Origin of the sequence: Microbacterium sp. MMO-20 (assembly GCF_037147735.1) — a bacterium.
GTDB lineage: Bacteria > Actinomycetota > Actinomycetes > Actinomycetales > Microbacteriaceae > Microbacterium.
The window spans coordinates 125,072-142,214 of record NZ_JBBCUU010000007.1 but is presented as its reverse complement, the minus strand read 5'-3'; the positions used below and the strand labels follow the sequence as shown (position 1 = coordinate 142,214).

Annotated in this window: 14 protein-coding genes and 2 pseudogenes; 9 read left to right on the top strand and 7 right to left on the bottom strand. The window is 70.1% G+C overall.

What is annotated here, in order from left to right; translation table 11 throughout:
* Positions 1-67: 67 nt before the first annotated feature.
* Together WFI52_RS10610 and serS are read right to left on the bottom strand one after the other, a co-directional pair.
* Entirely contained in the window at positions 68-991 is a 924-nt protein-coding gene (locus WFI52_RS10610) for an HAD family hydrolase (RefSeq protein ID WP_336626339.1), read from the bottom strand.
* Entirely contained in the window at positions 988-2,256 is a 1,269-nt protein-coding gene (gene serS, locus WFI52_RS10605) for a serine--tRNA ligase (protein ID WP_336626340.1), read from the bottom strand. Before serS ends, WFI52_RS10610 begins: the two co-directional genes overlap by 4 nt.
* Before the next feature lie 22 nt (positions 2,257-2,278).
* Here serS and WFI52_RS10600 point away from each other — a divergent pair, with 22 nt between their 5' ends.
* The 3 genes from WFI52_RS10600 to WFI52_RS10590 are packed head-to-tail and all read left to right on the top strand — an operon-like array spanning position 2,279 to position 5,770.
* A complete protein-coding gene (locus tag WFI52_RS10600; protein ID WP_336626341.1) occupies positions 2,279-3,286 on the top strand; it encodes a diacylglycerol/lipid kinase family protein in 1,008 nt (335 codons plus the stop codon).
* Positions 3,287-3,339: 53 nt separating this feature from the next.
* Entirely contained in the window at positions 3,340-4,701 is a 1,362-nt protein-coding gene (locus WFI52_RS10595) for a cryptochrome/photolyase family protein (RefSeq protein WP_336626342.1), read from the top strand.
* A 22-nt stretch (positions 4,702-4,723) separates the two neighbouring features.
* Complete coding sequence (locus tag WFI52_RS10590) at positions 4,724-5,770, top strand: LLM class flavin-dependent oxidoreductase (protein WP_336626343.1); 1,047 nt, start codon at positions 4,724-4,726, stop codon at positions 5,768-5,770.
* Between the two features lie 144 nt (positions 5,771-5,914).
* On the opposite strand, the gene pheA is transcribed toward WFI52_RS10590, so the two are convergent.
* The gene (gene pheA / locus WFI52_RS10585) at positions 5,915-6,886 is read right to left on the bottom strand and encodes a prephenate dehydratase (protein ID WP_336626344.1); all 972 of its coding nucleotides are present in this window, start codon (positions 6,884-6,886) and stop codon (positions 5,915-5,917) included.
* Positions 6,887-6,950: 64 nt separating this feature from the next.
* Between pheA and WFI52_RS10580 the strand changes: the two genes are divergently transcribed.
* The 4 genes and pseudogenes from WFI52_RS10580 to WFI52_RS10560 form a co-directional block, all read left to right on the top strand.
* Complete coding sequence (locus tag WFI52_RS10580) at positions 6,951-7,601, top strand: hypothetical protein (protein ID WP_336626345.1); 651 nt, start codon at positions 6,951-6,953, stop codon at positions 7,599-7,601.
* Positions 7,602-7,681: 80 nt separating this feature from the next.
* Positions 7,682-9,325 carry a phosphoglucomutase (alpha-D-glucose-1,6-bisphosphate-dependent) gene (gene pgm, locus WFI52_RS10575; protein ID WP_336626346.1) on the top strand — a complete coding sequence of 548 codons (1,644 nt, stop codon included), beginning with the start codon at positions 7,682-7,684 and terminating at the stop codon, positions 9,323-9,325.
* 50 nt (positions 9,326-9,375) lie between these two features.
* Positions 9,376-10,356, top strand: coding sequence for a UDP-glucose 4-epimerase GalE (gene galE, locus WFI52_RS10570; RefSeq protein ID WP_442927746.1), 981 nt, complete (start codon positions 9,376-9,378; stop codon positions 10,354-10,356).
* Between the two features lie 216 nt (positions 10,357-10,572).
* Positions 10,573-10,836, top strand: a pseudogene (locus WFI52_RS10560) (galactose-1-phosphate uridylyltransferase); the annotation flags it as partial.
* A 101-nt stretch (positions 10,837-10,937) separates the two neighbouring features.
* Here the strand turns inward: WFI52_RS10560 and WFI52_RS10555 are convergent.
* From WFI52_RS10555 to WFI52_RS10545, 3 genes are read right to left on the bottom strand one after another with little or no spacing between them, the layout of a single operon-like run.
* Positions 10,938-11,771 (bottom strand): DNA-methyltransferase, encoded by an 834-nt coding sequence (locus tag WFI52_RS10555; protein WP_336637410.1) that lies wholly within the window; start codon positions 11,769-11,771, stop codon positions 10,938-10,940.
* An 11-nt stretch (positions 11,772-11,782) separates the two neighbouring features.
* Entirely contained in the window at positions 11,783-12,832 is a 1,050-nt protein-coding gene (locus tag WFI52_RS10550; protein WP_336626349.1) for a lipoate--protein ligase family protein, read from the bottom strand.
* A gap of 20 nt (positions 12,833-12,852) precedes the next feature.
* Positions 12,853-13,719 carry an alpha/beta hydrolase gene (locus WFI52_RS10545; RefSeq protein WP_336626350.1) on the bottom strand — a complete coding sequence of 289 codons (867 nt, stop codon included), beginning with the start codon at positions 13,717-13,719 and terminating at the stop codon, positions 12,853-12,855.
* 78 nt (positions 13,720-13,797) lie between these two features.
* Here WFI52_RS10545 and WFI52_RS10540 point away from each other — a divergent pair, with 78 nt between their 5' ends.
* A complete protein-coding gene (locus tag WFI52_RS10540; RefSeq protein ID WP_336626351.1) occupies positions 13,798-15,390 on the top strand; it encodes a DHA2 family efflux MFS transporter permease subunit in 1,593 nt (530 codons plus the stop codon).
* Between the two features lie 66 nt (positions 15,391-15,456).
* Positions 15,457-15,552: pseudogene (locus WFI52_RS10535) on the top strand (VOC family protein); the annotation flags it as partial.
* 36 nt (positions 15,553-15,588) lie between these two features.
* Here the strand turns inward: WFI52_RS10535 and WFI52_RS10530 are convergent.
* Positions 15,589-17,037 (bottom strand): HNH endonuclease signature motif containing protein, encoded by a 1,449-nt coding sequence (locus tag WFI52_RS10530; protein ID WP_336626352.1) that lies wholly within the window; start codon positions 17,035-17,037, stop codon positions 15,589-15,591.
* Positions 17,038-17,143: the final 106 nt, after the last annotated feature.

Genomic DNA, 17,143 nt, shown 5'->3' with positions numbered 1-17,143 from the left:
GGGAGAGTCTAGTCGAGCCCGACCCCTCATCTTCCCGTGCGCGCCTGAGCGGCCCCTGTACGGACGGTCAGAGGGCGCGGAGCACGTCGGCGACGCCGCCGGAATGGACGGATGCCGTCGTCTCCCCCGCCTCGCGACGCACTTCGTCGGGCCCCTGGCCCATCGCGATCGCCCGGCCGCCATGCTCGAGCGCCCACCGGAACATTCCCACGTCGTTGCGCCCGTCGCCCATGACGAGCACGCGATCGGCGGGGATGCCGAGCCATGTGCGCACCTTCTCGAGCGCGGTCGACTTGTCCACCCCCTGCGGAGCGATGTCGAGCCACGCCGACCAGCCGACGGCGTACGACACCTGGGTGAGCCCGATCCGATCGACGAGCGACAGGAAATCCCCGTCGGACTCGTCCGGCGAGACGACCACGACGCGGCATACGGGCTGCGCCGACAGCTCGGCGAACGTCACGCGCCGAGCGTGGACCAGGTTCCAGTCGTCCATCGGTTCGGTGTACAGCCGCGCGCCGTCGGCGAGTTCGACGAGGTACTTCGCGTGCGGAAGGTGATCGCGCAGGTGTGCCAGGACGTCGGCGGGGTCGAAAGTCTCGACGTGGAAGCGCTCGTACACGCTCTCCTCGCCCAGGTCTCCCGAGACGCGCTTCATGATGACGGCCCCGTTCGAGCAGACCGCGTACTCCGGCGCGAGGTCCAGGACGTGCTGGATGCCGCGAGTCCCCTCCCACGACCGCCCCGTCGCGAGCATGACCTCGTGCCCCGCACGATGCGCGTGGGCGATCGCCTCGACGACACCCGGGCTCAGCGTCTCGTCCTCGAGCAGCACAGTGCCGTCGACGTCGAGCGCGATGAGGAGAGGTTCGGTGCGGACCGCGGGATTCTCGGCATCCGCGGCGATCCCCTCGACGAGCTTCGCCGCCTTCCGCGGCTTCACGACCTCGATGGAGCCCGTCGGCGGCAGCGGGGACTCGCCGCCCGTCACGCTATCGGCTCCGCGACCGCGATCCCGCCGAGATACGGTCGCAGCACCTCGGGGATCACGACCGACCCGTCCGCCTTCTGATGCGTCTCCAGGATCGCGACGATCCACCGCGTCGTCGCGAGCGTGCCGTTGAGCGTCGCGACCGGCGCCGTCTTCGCGTCCGGCGCGGGGCGATACCGCACGTCGAGGCGGCGCGCCTGGTAGCTCGTGCAGTTCGACGTCGAGGTGAGCTCGCGGTACGCGCCCTGCGTCGGCACCCAGGCCTCGACGTCGTACTTGCGCGCGGCCGAAGAGCCGAGGTCGCCCGCCGCGACGTCGATGACGCGGTAGCTGAGGCCGAGATCCTGCAGCATCTGCTCCTGCAGCGCGACGAGGCGCAGGTGCTCCGCCTCGGCATCCTCCGGCGTCGTGTAGACGAACATCTCGAGCTTGTTGAACTGGTGCACGCGGATGATGCCGCGCGTGTCCTTGCCGTACGACCCCGCCTCGCGGCGGTAGCAGGTCGACCAGCCCGCGTAGCGCTTCGCGCCGGATGCCAGATCGAGGATCTCGCCCATGTGGTAGCCGGCGAGCGGCACCTCGCTCGTCCCGACGAGGTACAGGTCGTCGGCCTCGAGCTTGTAGACCTCGTCGGCGTGCTGGCCGAGGAACCCCGTGCCGCGCATGATCTCGGGCCGCACGAGCGTCGGCGGGATCATGGGGATGAAACCGGCATCCACGGCGCGCTGGAGCGCGAGAGACATGAGGGCGTATTCGAGGCGTGCGCCGATACCGGTGAGGAAGTAGAAGCGCGACCCCGACACCTTGGTGCCGCGCTCCATGTCGATCGCGCCGAGCTTCTCGCCGAGGGCGAGGTGGTCGAGCGGCTCGAAGTCGAAGTCGCGCGGTTCGCCGTGCGTACGCAGGGTGACGAAATCGTCTTCGCCGCCGGCCGGCACTCCGTCGATGACGATGTTCTCGATACGCCCGAGGGTGGCCTCGGCCTCGGTCTCGGCGTCGGTGACCGCCGCCTGCGCGGCCTTCACGCGGTCGCTGAGATCTTTCGCCTGCGCGACGAGCGCGGGCTTGTCCTCTTTCGGGGCCTTCGCGACGAGCTTTCCGTGCGCGTTCTGCTCGGCGCGCAGTTCCTCGAATGCGGTGATCGCGGCGCGACGCACGCGATCGGCCTCGAGCGCGGCATCCACCGTCTCCGGCGACTCGCCGCGTGCCTCTTGCGAACGCTTGACGAGGTCGGGGTTGTCGCGGAGGAGAGCCAGATCGATCACCCGATCAGTCTAGGCTTCAGCCATGACCGATGCCCGAAGCGCCGCCTCCGACGAGCGACGTGCGGCGCTCGTCTACAACCCGACCAAGGTGGACGCCGAGGCGTTGCGCCGCGAGGTGACCGATCGGGCGGCATCGTCGGGCTGGGGCGAACCCCTCTTCTACGAGACGACGGTCGACGACCTCGGTGACGGCGTGACGCGCGAGGCACTGGATGCCGGGGCGACGGTCGTGCTCGTCGCCGGCGGCGATGGCACCGTCCGCGCCGTCAGCCAGGCGATGGCCCGCTCCGGCGTGCCGCTCGCGATCGTTCCGAGCGGGACCGGCAATCTGCTCGCCCGGAACCTCGACCTGCCGCTGGCCGACCCGGCCGCGATGGTCGGCGCGGCGTTCGACGGCGACGTGCATGCGATCGACATCGGCTGGGCGAGCCTCGTGCGCGCCGACGGCCGCAAGGAGGAGCACGCATTCGTCGTCATGGGCGGTATGGGCCTCGATGCCGCGATGATCGCGAACACGCGCGGCGACCTGAAGAAGAAGGTGGGCTGGGTCGCCTACGTCGACGGTGCGGCGAAGTCCCTGGTCAAGGCCAAGCCGTTCCCGATCATGTACCAGGTGCTCGGGCATCGCATGCACCGCGCGCACATCCAGAGCGTGCTGTTCGCCAACTGCGGGTCACTCCCGGCGGGCCTCGAACTCATCCCCGAGGCCTCCGTCGCCGACGGCGACCTCGACGTGGTCATCTTCCAGCCCAAGAACCCGATCGGCTGGCTCGCCGTGTGGCGTCGCGTCGCATGGGACAACAGCGTGCTGCGGAAGTTCCGCGCCGGGCGCCGCATCCTCCGCCTGCGCACGAAGGACAACTCCGTGCGCTACGCGAAGGGAACGGGTGTCGAGCTCGCCGCGGCAGCCGCGCAGCCCATCCAGCTCGACGGTGACGAGTTCGGTGAGGCGACGGCGGTGAGCGCCCGTGTGGATGCCGGGGCGCTGCGCCTGGCCGTGCCCGCCGGGCACACCGTGCCGGGTCTGTAGCCGCGTCGTCAAGGGGGTGCGCGCACGGCATCCCCACCGGCACGATGGACGCCATGTCCTCGCCCTCGATCGTCTGGTTCCGCGACGACCTGCGCCTCGCCGACAACCCGGCCCTGCGCGCCGCGGCGGATCGCGGCGAGCCCGTCCTCGGCGTGTACCTCCTCGATGAGGTCTCGCCCGGCATCCGTCCGCTCGGCGGCGCTGCTCGGTGGTGGCTGCATCACAGCCTCAGCGAGCTCGGCGAGCGGCTCCGCGAGAAGGGATCCGTGCTGATCCTCCGTCGCGGTGCGGCCGCCGACGTCCTGCCGACACTCGTCGAAGCCGCGGGCGCGGGCGCCGTGTACTGGAATCGGCGCTACGGAGGCGCCGAGCGCGCCGTCGACGCAGGACTCAAGGAGTCGCTCCGCGAGGGCGGCGTCGAGGTGTCGTCGTTCGCGGCATCCGTGCTGTTCGAACCGTGGACGGTGCGGACGGGCGCCGGCACACCGTACGGGGTCTTCACGCCGTTCTGGAAGGCGTGCCGTCAGCTCCCGCCACCGCGCCAGCCGTTGCCCGAGCCGCGCGAGCTGCGCGGGCCGGGACGGCACCCGGCATCCGACGACCTCGACGAGTGGGGACTGCTGCCGACGACGCCCGACTGGGCGGCGGGCCTCCGCGAACGATGGCAGCCCGGTGAGGTCGCCGCGAAGGCCCGCCTCCGGGAGTTCCTGCGGCACGATGCCGACGACTACGACCGGGCGCGGGACGAGCCCGCGGGCGGTGCCACCTCTCTGCTGTCTCCGCGGCTGCGCTGGGGTGAGCTCAGTCCCTACCAGGTCTGGCACGCGGCGGTGGCGTCCGATGCGCGCGTGGGCGGATTCCTCTCCGAGCTCGGCTGGCGGGAATTCGCGTGGCATACCCTGTTCCACTTCCCCGATCTCGCGACGCAGAATCTCCGGTCGGCCTTCGACGCGTTCCCCTGGCCGCGCCTGCGCCCCGCTCATCTGCGCGCGTGGCAGCGCGGCGAGACGGGCTATCCGCTCGTCGATGCCGGCATGCGCGAGCTCTGGCTGTCCGGGTACATGCACAACCGGGTTCGGATGGTCACGGCATCCTTCCTCATCAAGAACCTGCTCATCGACTGGCGTCACGGCGAGGAGTGGTTCTGGGACACGCTCGTCGACGCGGATGCCGCGAGCAACCCTTTCAACTGGCAGTGGGTCGCCGGATCGGGCGCCGACGCTGCGCCCTACTTCCGCATCTTCAACCCGGAACTGCAGGCGAAGAAGTTCGACCCGGACGGACGCTACGTCCGCGAATGGGCGCCGGATGCCATCGGCGACGACGCCCCCGAGCCGATGGTCGATCTCGCCGAAACGAGGAAGGCGGCTCTCGACGCCTACGAGGCGGTCAAGCGGGCGGGGAATGCCGGCTGAGCCTCGCCGGTTGACGTGAGCGATGACTCCCGCGCTCTCCGTTCTCGACCTCGTTCCCGTCCGCACCGGCCAGACCAGTGCGCAGGCCGTGGCCTCCTCCCTCGCGCTCGCCGCCCGCGCCGACGAGCTGGGATACCGCCGCTACTGGTTCGCGGAGCACCACAACATGCCTGCCGTCGCCTCGACGACACCGCCCGTCCTCGCCGCGGCGGCGGCGGCGCGCACGACGAGCATCCGCGTCGGCTCGGGTGGGGTCATGCTCCCCAACCACGCCCCGCTCGTCGTGGCGGAACAGTTCGCGGCCCTCGAGGCGATCGCCCCGGGTCGCGTCGACCTCGGCATCGGGCGCGCTCCGGGCAGTGACCCGGTGATCACGCAACTGCTGCGCATGAGCGGCACGACGAGCGACGTCGACCGCTTTCCCGACCACATCCGCGACATCCTCGCGCTCACGTCGGCGGAGGGCGCCGGGTACCGCCTCGCAGGTCGCCCCGACGGCGACGACCACTACGGCGTGCACGCGACGCCCGCCGCGACCGGCGCGCCCGAGCTCTGGCTGCTCGGGTCGTCGGACTACTCGGCGCAGCTCGCGGCGGCCTTCGGACTGCCGTACGTGTTCGCGAACCACTTCTCCGGTGAAGGCCTCGAGCGCGCGCTCGAGCTGTACCGGCGGAACTTCCAGCCGTCCGCGTACCTCGACGCACCGCGCACCTTCCTCACCGCGAACGCCGTCGTCGCCGACACCGCCGCCGAAGCCGACGAGCGGATGCTGCCGCAGGCGCGCATGATGGCGCGGCTGCGCGGCGGGCGCCCGCTCATCGCGCTCGAGACCGTCGAGCAGGCGCGGGACGCGGAAAGCTCCGACCACCTCGCCGCACCGCTCATCGACGCGCTGCGCCGCCGCTGGTTCGTCGGCGCAGCTGCGGACCAGCGTGACCGCCTGGCCTCCTTCGCCGCTGCGCACGGCGTCGACGAGATCATGATCTCGCCCGTTGCCGGTGCTTACGACGGCGAGGCGATGGAAGCCGCGACCGGCCGCGTGCGCACGCTCGAACTCCTCGCGGCCTGACCCCTCTCCAACGGGGGTGCACTCGTTCCCACCGGGGGTGCACTCGTTCCCACCGGGGGTGAATCCATCGCGAGCCCTGAATGCACCCTCGCGCGAAACGAATGCACCCTCGCGGGGGGTGGCGGAGCGGGGGCGCGGCGCGGGTCAGGCGTCGGGTTCGCCGGAGATGAGGCCCCGCAGCCAGTCGCGCGCCTCGATGAACACATCGTCGGAGTAGCGCTCGGGGTAGTGCACGATCGCGCGGTCGGCGCGCGGATACGACCCGAGGTAGATGACCTTCGGGCTGAAGCGGCGCAGGCCCAGGAGAGCGTCCGCCATGCGCTCGTCCTGCACGTGCCCGTCGGCGTCGATCACGAACCGGTACCGTCCGAGAGCGTCGCCGATCGGCCGTGAGGCGAGCAGCGACAGGTTGATGCCGCGCGTCGCGAACTGCTCGAGGAGCTCCAGCAGCGCGCCCGGGTACTCCTCGGGCAGCTCGACGATGAGGGAGGTCTTGTCGGCCCCCGTCGGCGCGGGCGCCGGGGCCGTGCGGCTCACGAGCACGAACCGAGTGACGGCATTCGCGTTGTCGCCGATGCGCTCGGCGAGCATCTCGAGGTCGTAATGATCGAGGATGCCGGGGGGTGCGATCGCGGCATCCGCGTCAGAGAGGCCGTCGACGATCCCGACCGCCGCTGCGACGTTGGAGGCGGCGGGGAGGTGTGCGTGCTCGGGGAGCTCCGCCGAGAGCCACCGCAGGCACTGCGCGTAGGCGACCGGGTGGGCGGCGAGGAGCTTCACATCCTCGAGGCGTGTACCGGGGCGGGCCACCAGCACGAAGTTCACCGGCACGAGATACTCGCCCACGATCCGCAGGCCCGGCATCGTGGCAAGTGCGTCCTGAGCCGTCGAGACACCGCCGTCGACGGAGTTCTCGATCGCGATCATCGCGGCATCCGAGCGCCCCTCGACGACGTCCGCGAGCGCCTCGCCGACGTTGCGCACGGGGCGCCAGATCTGGTCGCGAGCCTCGGGCACCTGGCTGAGGGCGGCCTCGGTGAAGGTGCCGGCAGGCCCGAGGTAGCTGTACGTGCGGCGCGTCCGCGTGATGTCGGGTGCGGCGGAATCGAGGCTCACGGTGGTCAAGCCTAGCCGCGCGAGTCCCCCGCGCCGACGGCGGGCGCCCCGTATCCTGAACGACATGACGACTCCCCGCCTCCGCCGTCTCCTCCCCGTCGCCGCGCTCGTCGGGGCAACTCTGCTCACGCTGGGACTGAGTGCGTGCGTGCCCGAGTCGGCCTCGCCGAGCCCGTCGGGATCCTCGGCGTCGACGCGGCCCTCCGCTTCGGCATCCGGCGCGGCGACGGCGGCGCCCACCGCGTCTCCATCGGGCGACGCCGCCGCGTGCCTCGTCGGTACGTGGACGATGGGCCAGAGCGACCTCGAAGCCTTCTACAACGACGTCAACGGCGCTCTCGCGGGCGCGGGTGTCAGCTTCACGCCGCAGGGGTCCGCGACCCTCGCCCTCGGCGCGGACGGCGCCTTCACGTGGACCCCGGCGGTGCAGCTGGATGCCGCCGTCTCGGGCACGACGATCGTCGTGACCATCGGTGGCAACATCACGGGGAGCTACTCGGCGACGAGCGACCGCATCACGACGGCGAATCAGTCGACCGACAACCTCCAGGTCAGCGCCACCATCGACGGAGCGGAGACCGACGCGGGCAGCGTCACGCAGGAGATCGCCGGCGCGCCCGTCTCCGACGCGTCGTACACGTGCGCCGGCGACACGCTGACTCTCGTGTCGCAGATCGGCGGCTCGCCTGCGACGTCCGTGCTGCACCGCGGCTGAGCGCAGCTGAGGCTGCGCCGCTGCTGACCGCGTTGAGCCCGGCCGATGCAGGCCGGCGCCGGCAGTGACAGACTGTCGGCATGAGCCGCGCAGGACAGCCCGCAGAAGCCTCCGACCTCATCGACATCGATGAGCTGATCGCCGCCTACTACGATCGCAAGCCCGACCCGGCGATCGCGTCCCAACGCGTTGCATTCGGTACGAGCGGCCATCGCGGATCGAGCCTGTCGTCGAGCTTCAACGAGGACCACATCCTCGCGACGACGCAGGCGATCGTCGACTACCGCGCCGCGCAGGGCATCACGGGACCGCTGTTCCTCGGGCGCGACACCCACGGACTTTCCCTCCCCGCCGAGCGCAGCGCGATCGAGGTGCTCGTCGCGAACGGCGTCGACGTGCGCACTGATTCCCGCGACTCGTGGGTGCCGACCCCTGCCCTCAGCCACGCGATCCTCACGTACAACCGCGAGCGGGCTGCCGACGATCCCGGGCGCGCGGACGGCATCGTCGTGACCCCGTCGCACAATCCGCCCCGTGACGGCGGCTTCAAGTACAACCCGCCGCACGGCGGCCCGGCCGACACCGACGCGACCGGCTGGATCGCCGATCGCGCCAACGCCCTCATCGAAGCGGGGCTCGACGGCGTCCACCGCACGCGATTCGCCGACATCGACGCCGACACGATCGGGTCCTACGACTTCCGTGAGGGATACGTCGCCGACCTTGCGAACATCATCGACGTCGAGGCGATCAAGAAGGCCGGTGTGCGGATCGGTGCCGACCCGCTCGGCGGGGCGTCGGTCGAGTACTGGGCTCTCATCGGCGAGCGCTACGGCCTGGACCTCACAGTCGTGAACCCCGAGGTCGACCCGACGTGGCGGTTCATGACCCTCGACTGGGACGAGAAGATCCGCATGGATCCGTCGTCGCCCTCGGCGATGGCATCCCTCGTCGCGCGGCGCCACGAGTACGACATCCTCACCGGCAACGACGCCGATGCCGACCGCCACGGCATCGTGACTCCGGATGCCGGGCTCATGAATCCCAACCACTACCTCGCCGTCGCGATCGACTACCTCTACGGTCACCGCCCGAACTGGTCCGCCGACGCCGCCGTCGGCAAGACGCTCGTCTCCTCGATGATCATCGACCGCGTCGCCGCGGCGCTCGGGCGCACTCTTCTCGAGGTCCCGGTCGGTTTCAAGTGGTTCGTGCCCGGCCTGCTCGACGGATCCGTCGCGTTCGGCGGCGAGGAGTCGGCCGGCGCGTCGTTCCTGCGGTTCGACGGCACCGTCTGGACGACCGACAAGGACGGCATCCTGCTGTGCCTTCTCGCCTCCGAGATCCTCGCCGTCACCGGTAAGACGCCCTCGCAGCGGTATGCGGAGCTCGAAGCGGAGTTCGGCGCGTCGGCATACCAGCGTGTGGATGCCCCCGCGACCCCCGCGCAGAAAGCGGCGCTCTCGAAGCTCGCGCCCGACGCCGTCGCCGCGACCGCGCTCGCGGGCGAGCCGATCACGGCGAAGCTCTCGCACGCGCCGGGCAACGGAGCGGCGATCGGCGGCCTCAAGGTGCAGACCGAGCACGCGTGGTTCGCGGCGCGCCCGTCGGGCACCGAGGACGTGTACAAGCTCTACGCCGAGTCGCTGCGCGGCCCCGAGCACCTCGCAGAAGTGCAGGCGGAGGCCCGCGCCGTGGTGGCGGAGGCGCTCGGCAGCGCCTGAGACGCGCAGTCCAGCCGGGCACGCCGCGCGCATCGGGCAGGATGGATGACATGACGACGTGGCTTGTGACCGGCGGAGCCGGCTATATCGGGGCGCACGTGGTGCGCGCACTCCAGGCGGCGGGTATCACCCCCGTCGTCGTCGACGACCTCTCGAGCGGGCACGCGGGGTTCGTCCCCGAGGGCGTGCCGTTCGTGCGCGGCACGATCCTCGACCGCGAGCTGCTCTCGGCGACGCTTCGCGCTCACGAGGTCACGGGTGTCATCCACGTCGCCGGCTTCAAGTACGCGGGCGTCTCGGTGCAGCGCCCCCTGCACACGTACGAGCAGAACGTCGAGGGCACGCGCGTCGTCCTCGCCGCCATGGCGGATGCCGGTGTCCACAACATCGTGTTCTCCTCCTCCGCGGCCGTCTACGGCACCTCCGACGTCCCGCTCGTGACCGAGGATCTGCCCAAGCGACCCGCGTCTCCTTATGGCGAGTCGAAGCTCATCGGCGAGTGGCTCCTGCGCGATCAGGGCATCGCGACGGCATCCGACGACAATCCCCTGCGGCACACGTCGCTGCGGTACTTCAATGTCGTCGGCTCCGCCGATCCCACCGTCTACGACACGAGCCCGCACAACCTCTTCCCGATCGTGTTCGAGAAGCTCCTCGCCGGCGAGACCCCGCAGATCAACGGCGACGACTACGACACCGCCGACGGCACGAACGTCCGCGATTACGTCCACGTCGGCGACATCGCCGCCGCCCACGTCGTCGCCGCGCAGCGCCTCGAGTCGGGCGCGACCGTCGAGCCGGCGTACAACCTGGGTTCGCAGAACGGCCTCAGCGTGAAGGAGATCATGGATGCCATGGCCCGGGTCACCGGCATCCCCTTCACGCCCGTCATCGGTCCGCGCCGCGCCGGCGACCCCGACCGCATCGTCGCGACCGGCGAGCTCGCCGCGCGGGACCTCGACTGGCAGAACCGCTACACCGTGGATGAGATGGTGCGCACCGGCTGGGAGGCGCGCCGCGCCGCCGGCTGAGTCCGCTCCAGTTCAGGGTGGGCCGGGGATGCCCGCGACGCTGGGGCACGTACTCCGCAGAATGACACGAACTCCGCAGCCGACCACGGGATCGGCTGCGGAGTTCGTGACATCTTGCGGAGTCCGGAGTGTCGTGAGCGGCGGGCGATAGTCGGCGGCATCCGCGACATCGTCGAAGCCGACGACGGCGACGTCTCGGGCACGCGTCGACCGCGGCCGCGCGTCGTCCTGCGGGGCGAGCACTTCACGGCGTTCGTGCCATTCGCCGCCCGCTGGCCGATCGAGCTGCACGTCCTGCCGCACCGTCACGTGCCCGACTTCGCCGGTTTGACGGATGCCGAGCGCGACGAACTCGCACCCTTCTACCTGTGGCTGCTGCGCGGCATCGACGCGCTCTACGACACCCCGACGCCGTACATCGCCGCCTGGCATCAGGCGCCGGTGCACGTCGGCCGCGATACGGTCCGCCTCACCCTGCGCCACTGTCCGCGCACCGCCCCTGCGGGGGCTGACACCTCGATCAGATCGTCGACCATATGCCGCTGCTCCCTCGCATCGCAATTCCGAACGCTGTTCGGGAATCAGGGTACACAGGAGACGTGCGCATGCGGCATCCGTCGACGCATGACCGCGATCGCCTCAGCGCTGTCGTCGACGAGCAGCGCGCTCCGCCCCAGCGCGTGGGCGACCGCGCCGGTCGTGCCGCTGCCGGCGAAGAGGTCGAGCACGCGATCGCCGGGGCGGCTGGATGCCTGGACGATGCGCCGAACGACGCCCTCCGGCTTCTGCGTGGGGTAGCCCGTCCGCTCGGCACCTGCGGTCGGCACGATCGTGTGCCACCACACGTCGGTGGGGAGTTTGCCGCGCTCGGCCTTCTCCGCGGTGACGAGCCCGGGCGCCATGTAGGGCTCGCGGTCGACGGCATCGGAGTCGAACCAGTACCGCTCGGGGTCCTTCACATAGACCAGGATCGTGTCGTGCTTGGTCGGCCAGCGCCGCTTCGACTTCGCACCGTAGTCATATGCCCAGATGAGTTCGTTGAGAAAGCACTCACGGCCGAAGATCTCGTCGAGGAGGACTTTGGCGTAGTGCGCTTCGCGATAGTCGAGGTGCAGGTAGAGGGTTCCGTCCTCGGTCAGCAGGCGCCGCGCCTCGCGCAGCCGGGGCTCGAGGAACGCACCGTAGTCGTCGAAGCGGTCGGCGTAGACGCGCGCGCCGTCGCGATGGCGCGCGTATCCGGTGCCGCGAAACCCGCTCTGGGTGGCGCGGTCGCCCGCCCGCGGTTCGACGCCGTCGGTGCGCGTGCGCGTGCGCCCGGTGTTGAACGGGGGATCGAGGTAGATGAGCGGGAAGCCGGCGTCCGGCAGCGACCGCGCGACGACGAGGTTGTCGCCGTGGATGACCTCGACGGTCACGGAACCCTGCGTCACGGAACCCGGTGCAGCCAGGCGTCTGTGGCGAACTTGGATGCCACGAGCGCCTCCGCCTCGGCATATTCCCCTTCGGTGATATGACCGGGCTGTGCGCCGTAGAGGTTCGCGAAGGTGTCCTTGAGTCGCTCGATGATCGCCTCGCGCGGGAGCCCCGTCTGCGAGCGGAGAGGATCGACGCGTTTCGCGGCGGAGGTGGTGCCCTTGTCGCTGAGCTTCTCACGACCGATGCGCAGCACCTCGGTCATGACCTGACCGTCCATGTCGTAGGACATCGTCGCGTGATGCAGCACGCCACCGCCGGCGAGCCGCTTCTGTGCCGCGCCGCCGATCTTGCCCTTCGAGGAGGCGATGTCATTGAGCGGTTGATACGTGGCATCCACGCCCAGTGAGCGCAGCGCCTGCAGCACCCAGTCGTCGAGGAACGCGTAAGAGTCGGCGAAGGTCATTCCCGCGACGAGGGATGCCGGGACGTACAGGGAGTACGTGACGATCGATCCCGCACCCATCATCATCGCGCCGCCGCCGGAGATGCGCCGCACGACGTCATAGCCGTGGCGAGCGGCCCCCTCGGGGTCGACTTCATTGCGATACGACTGGAACGAGCCGATCACAACGGCGGATTCGTTCCACTCCCAGATCCGCAAGGTGGGGTTGCGCAGCCCCGCACCGACCCGGCCCGTGAGCACCTCGTCGAGCGCGAGATTCATGCGCGGCGAGACCGCCTTCTCATGCACGATCTCCCACGTGAAGTCCTTCCACCCGGGAGCTGTGACGAGAGCGCGACGGACGGCGGTGCCGACCGACTCCGGCGTGAAACCGAGCAGCTGCGCTCCCTCGGGGAGGGCGGCGCGGACGGCCGCGGCGATACCCGCGGCATCCGTCTCCACCGGCAGCCCGGTGACGGCGGCGTCGATGTCCTGCAGGGCGTCGTCGGGTTCGAGGAAGAAATCGCCGGCCAGATGGAAGTCGGCGATGCGGCCGTCCTGCGTCTCGAGATCGACGACGACGAGCTTTCCGCCCGGAACCTTGTACTCACCGTGCATGATTCCAGCCTAGGCGCGGGTCACGCGCGAGCGGGCACCCGTGCGTCCAACCAGGTGACGAGGTCGCTGACGACCTCGTCTCGCGAGACGTCGTTGAAGATCTCGTGTCGCGCGCCGGGGTAGACGAGCGTCGTCACGTCGGTGAGTCCGGAGCGCGTGCGGTAGGCATCGGCGAGGCGATGGACGCTGCGCGGCCCGCCGACCGTGTCGTCGCGCCCGACCATGAGCAGCACCGGAACATCGCGCGGGAGGTTCTTCGAGGGAGCGCCGAAGAGCCGCAGGCCGTCGATCGGTCCGAAGAGCTTCAGCACCGAGTCGCTCGTCGTCAACGGATCGTCGAGGAACGCGCGACCGACGGAGAGATCGGATGAGAGCCACTCGGTGCCCATCGCGCCCGGGCCCTTCCACGGCGCGTTGAGGTCGCCCGCGTTGAGCGAACCCGGACGGCGCAGTGCCGACCCGCTGAGGACGACGGCGTCGTACGCATCCGCGTGCTCGTCGAGGAGCATCTGCGCGAGGAACGACCCCCAGGAGTGGCCGATGAGCACGAGCGGAAGGTCGGGGTTCTCGCTGCGGATGAGCTCGGTGAGCTGCCAGCACGCTTCCTTCGCGGCGCGCAGACCGCCGCGGCCCAGCTTGCCGAGGCGGCGGTGGTCGCCGTCGTGCTGGCCGAGTCCCGTGCGCCCGTGACCGCGATGGTCGTCGGCGTAGACGATGTAGCCCTGGGAGACGAGTTCGGCGATGAGGTGCGCGTAGCGCCCCGCGTGCTCGCCGACCCCGTGCAAGAGCTGCACGACGGCACGCGGCTCCGTCGCCGCCGGGTAGTGGTCGAAGACGATGCGGACACCGTATCCGTCGGTGAACGCACGCTCGGTGGAGGCAGACATGGCGCGAGTCTAGTGACGGCGGCGTCCGCACACGCATCCTCTTACATCAGAGCATTTAGCTAGCTAAGCTAGCGATTTATGAAGGACCTCTCGTCTCGCCGATGGATCGGCCTCGTCTTCATCAGCCTCGCCGTTGCGCTCATCATCGTGGACTCGACGATCGTCAACGTCGCCGTCCCCGCGATCGTCGAAGACCTCGGGATCTCCTCGACCCAGGTGCAGTGGGTGCAGGAGGCGTACACGCTCGTGTTCGCGTCGATGCTGCTGCTGTTCGGGTCGCTCGCCGACCGGTTCGGACGCCGTCGCATCCTGCTGACCGGCGTCGTGCTGTTCGCGGGCGCCTCGGTGGCCGCCGGTCTGGCGGGTTCGGGCGACCTCCTCATCGCCGCACGGCTCGTCCAGGGCGTCGGCGGGGCGATGATGCTGCCGAGCACCCTCTCGCTGCTGAACGCCACGTTCCGCGGGCGGGAACGCGGTATCGCGTTCGCTGTCTGGGGGTCCACGATCGGCGGCATGGCGGCCGTGGGCCCGCTCCTGGGCGGGTGGCTGACGACCGACTTCTCCTGGCGGTGGGCGTTCGGGATCAACGTGCCCCTCGGCATCCTGATCTTCGTGGGCGTGCTGCTGACCGTGGCGGAGTCGCGGGAAGATGCCGCAGGCCGAGTCGACGTCGTGGGCGCCGTGCTGTCCGTGCTGCTCTTCGGCACGCTCGTCTTCGGCCTCATCGAGGGGCGCACGCTCGGGTGGTGGGAGGTGGACGGCGACTTCACCTTAGGAACCTGGACGTGGCCGTGGAGCATCTCCCCCGTCCCGATCGCGTTCGCGGTGACGATCGTCGCCCTCGTCCTCTTCGTCCTCTGGGCCCGGCATCGCTCGCGCGCGGGCAGAGCGACCCTTCTCGACCCGAAACTTTTCTCGATCTCGACGTTCCGCAGCGGCAACCTCGCGGCGCTCGTCGTGGCGCTCGGCGAGTTCGGCATCATCCTGTCGCTGCCGATCTGGCTGCAGTTCGTGCTGGGTTTCGACGCGCTGCAGACGGGCCTCGTGCTGATCGCCCTTGCGGTGGGATCTTTCGTCGCGAGCGGATTCGCCGGGGCATCCAGCGGCAAGGTCAGCCCCGTGCTGATCGTGCGTCTGGGCCTCGTGGCCGAGATCGTCGGCATCGCGTGGGTGGGACTCGTCGTCGGGCCTGACGCGGCGTGGGGGTGGCTGCTGCCGGCGCTGTTCGTCTACGGCTTCGGCGTCGGGCTCGCTACCGCGCAGCTCACCGGCGTGATCCTCCAAGACGTTCCGGTGCAGCTGTCGGGTCAGGGCTCGGGCACGCAGTCCACGGCCCGGCAGGTCGGCTCCGCGCTCGGCATCGCGATCCTCGGGACGGTGCTGTTCTCGTCGACGGCCGGCATCCTGTCGTCGTCCCTGGACGACCGCGGGGTACCGGCGTCCGAGCGCGATCAGATCGTGTCGGCGGTCGTCGACAGCGCCGGCGCCGCAATCGCGGGGCTCGAGCAGAACCCGCAGACGGCGGATGCCGCAGCCGACGCCAAGGCGGCCTTCTCGGACGGCACACGGCTGTCGGCGTTCACCGCCGCCGGCTTCCTCGCGATCGGTCTGCTCGCCACGATCCCGCTGGGGCGCGCATCGCGGCGTGAGCGGGTCGAAGCGGAGGTGTGAGAAGTGGCAGGTCTTCATCACGTCGAGGTGTGGGTTGACGACCTGACGTTCTCCGCAGGCGGGCGCGACCGGTACCCGCACGCCGGCGGCCCCGATCACGACGCGGGACGGGTGGAGAACTCTGCCGGCTTCAAGGCCGAGATCGTCGCCGATCGGATGTGACACGACAGCGACTGAACCTCCCACTGGCGGGGCGGATCAGAAGGGTGGGACGTCGTCTGGTTCTCGCGCGGCGGCGGGGTAGCGCGCCCAGGACGGTGGAACGGTCGGGGTTGTGGCCGCGGCGAGGATGACGGGTGGCGCGTCGTTCCGGTGTTTTCGTCCGGTCGGGGACGTGAACTCGAGGGTTCCGCCGCCGCGATGAGTGATGGTCCACGGCGACGCGTGTTTCACGGTGTGATGGCTGCGGCAGAGCATTTCGAGGTTGTCAGGACGTGTTCTTCCACCGTGTTCGAACGCGATCGTGTGGTCGATGTCGGCGCGGTGCGCGGGTCGGCGGCATCCCGGCCAGCGGCAGTGCTGGTCGCGGGCGGTGATGAGGCGACGCAGGCTCGTGCTGGGCCGGTAGGTGTCGACGTGGAGAGGCTCTGCGGTGATCGGGTGGGTCATGACGCGGTGCCAACAGGGGGCCGTTCCGGCGAGAGCGCGGGCGGTGTCGGTGTCGATGGGGGTGATCCCATCGAGGAGGGCGGGTTCATCGCCCTGGCCGGTGAGGGTGAGGACCGGGATGGTGATGTTCACGGTCGCCCGGATCGCACCGGGCCCGGTGTCGCCGGGCGCGGTGGGGGTCGCGGTGAGGAGGAGATCGCACATGATGTCCGCGCGGCGCTGGTCGAGGCTTCGCTCGTCCGGTTCGGCTGTCTCGTCTCGGTCCTCGGACGCATCTTCAGGGTCGCGCTCTGCGTCGGCAGGTCCGGCCTCGGTGGGACCGGACGCGGCAGCAAGATCGGCGTCGATCTCACCCTGGGTGATGCCCATCATGGTGAGGCGTGCATAGATGCCGTGGATCAGAGCAGTGGGGGCGTCGAGGAGAAGTCTGCTGAGGCCGTCGTCGAGGTCGTAGGTGCGTACGCGTCGCTCCTCGAGGGCGCGACGGTGGTTCGCGGCGACGACGTCGGGTTGGAAACGTGTGGCGATCGCGCGAGCGTAGTCGCGGACGGCGGGGGCGGTGTCGGTCTCCGCGATCGGGAGCACCGCCTGTTCATATGCTTCCCGATTCTCGGGGGTCAGAGGCATCCCTGCGTCGATGATCGCGGACGCGTGGCGTTCGTCGACCCGCCCTTCCCGCAACGCCGCCAACGTGGCGGGATAGGTGCCGACGAGGGCGGCGCCATCGCCGAGCCAGGTAGAGACGGTGCGCTCGGTGACGTGCAGCGCCGCGGCGAGTTCGGTGAGCACTTCGCGCAGCGGGACCGTGTCGCCGAACCCCCCGCCCGGGCGCGCCGCGGCGCGTTGTGCGACCCGCAGGGCCACGAGGTCGAGGGCCGCCGCGCACACCTCCGCGCGCTCCGCATGCAGCCGGGACATCTCCGCCCGGTTCGCTTCGGCCCGCGCCACCACAGCGGACAGCTCGGCGTAGTGCGGGTCCATGACGTGCCGATCGTCGACCGTCCGATCTCCACGGTCGTGGGGGTGGAAGGTGACCATGGGAGCTCCTGACACGTCAAACGGACTGTGTCTGGAGGCCTCGTCCAGAACCGTGTGCTCGTCTTTCAGAGCTCGATCGCCAATCTCGACGGCGCTTTTACTTAGC

What these genes read in the sequence shown, in the direction of transcription:
- WFI52_RS10595 (WP_336626342.1), top strand. Translation starts at nt 3,340, where the DNA reads ATGTCCTCGCCCTCGATCGTCTGGTTCCGCGACGACCTGCGCCTCGCC.
- pgm (WP_336626346.1), top strand. Translation starts at nt 7,682, where the DNA reads ATGAGCCGCGCAGGACAGCCCGCAGAAGCCTCCGACCTCATCGACATC.
- WFI52_RS10540 (WP_336626351.1), top strand. Translation starts at nt 13,798, where the DNA reads ATGAAGGACCTCTCGTCTCGCCGATGGATCGGCCTCGTCTTCATCAGC.
- WFI52_RS10580 (WP_336626345.1), top strand. Translation starts at nt 6,951, where the DNA reads ATGACGACTCCCCGCCTCCGCCGTCTCCTCCCCGTCGCCGCGCTCGTC.
- WFI52_RS10545 (WP_336626350.1), bottom strand. Translation starts at nt 13,719, where the DNA reads ATGTCTGCCTCCACCGAGCGTGCGTTCACCGACGGATACGGTGTCCGC.
- WFI52_RS10550 (WP_336626349.1), bottom strand. Translation starts at nt 12,832, where the DNA reads ATGCACGGTGAGTACAAGGTTCCGGGCGGAAAGCTCGTCGTCGTCGAT.
- WFI52_RS10600 (WP_336626341.1), top strand. Translation starts at nt 2,279, where the DNA reads ATGACCGATGCCCGAAGCGCCGCCTCCGACGAGCGACGTGCGGCGCTC.
- WFI52_RS10530 (WP_336626352.1), bottom strand. Translation starts at nt 17,037, where the DNA reads ATGGTCACCTTCCACCCCCACGACCGTGGAGATCGGACGGTCGACGAT.
- WFI52_RS10590 (WP_336626343.1), top strand. Translation starts at nt 4,724, where the DNA reads ATGACTCCCGCGCTCTCCGTTCTCGACCTCGTTCCCGTCCGCACCGGC.
- galE (WP_442927746.1), top strand. Translation starts at nt 9,376, where the DNA reads ATGACGACGTGGCTTGTGACCGGCGGAGCCGGCTATATCGGGGCGCAC.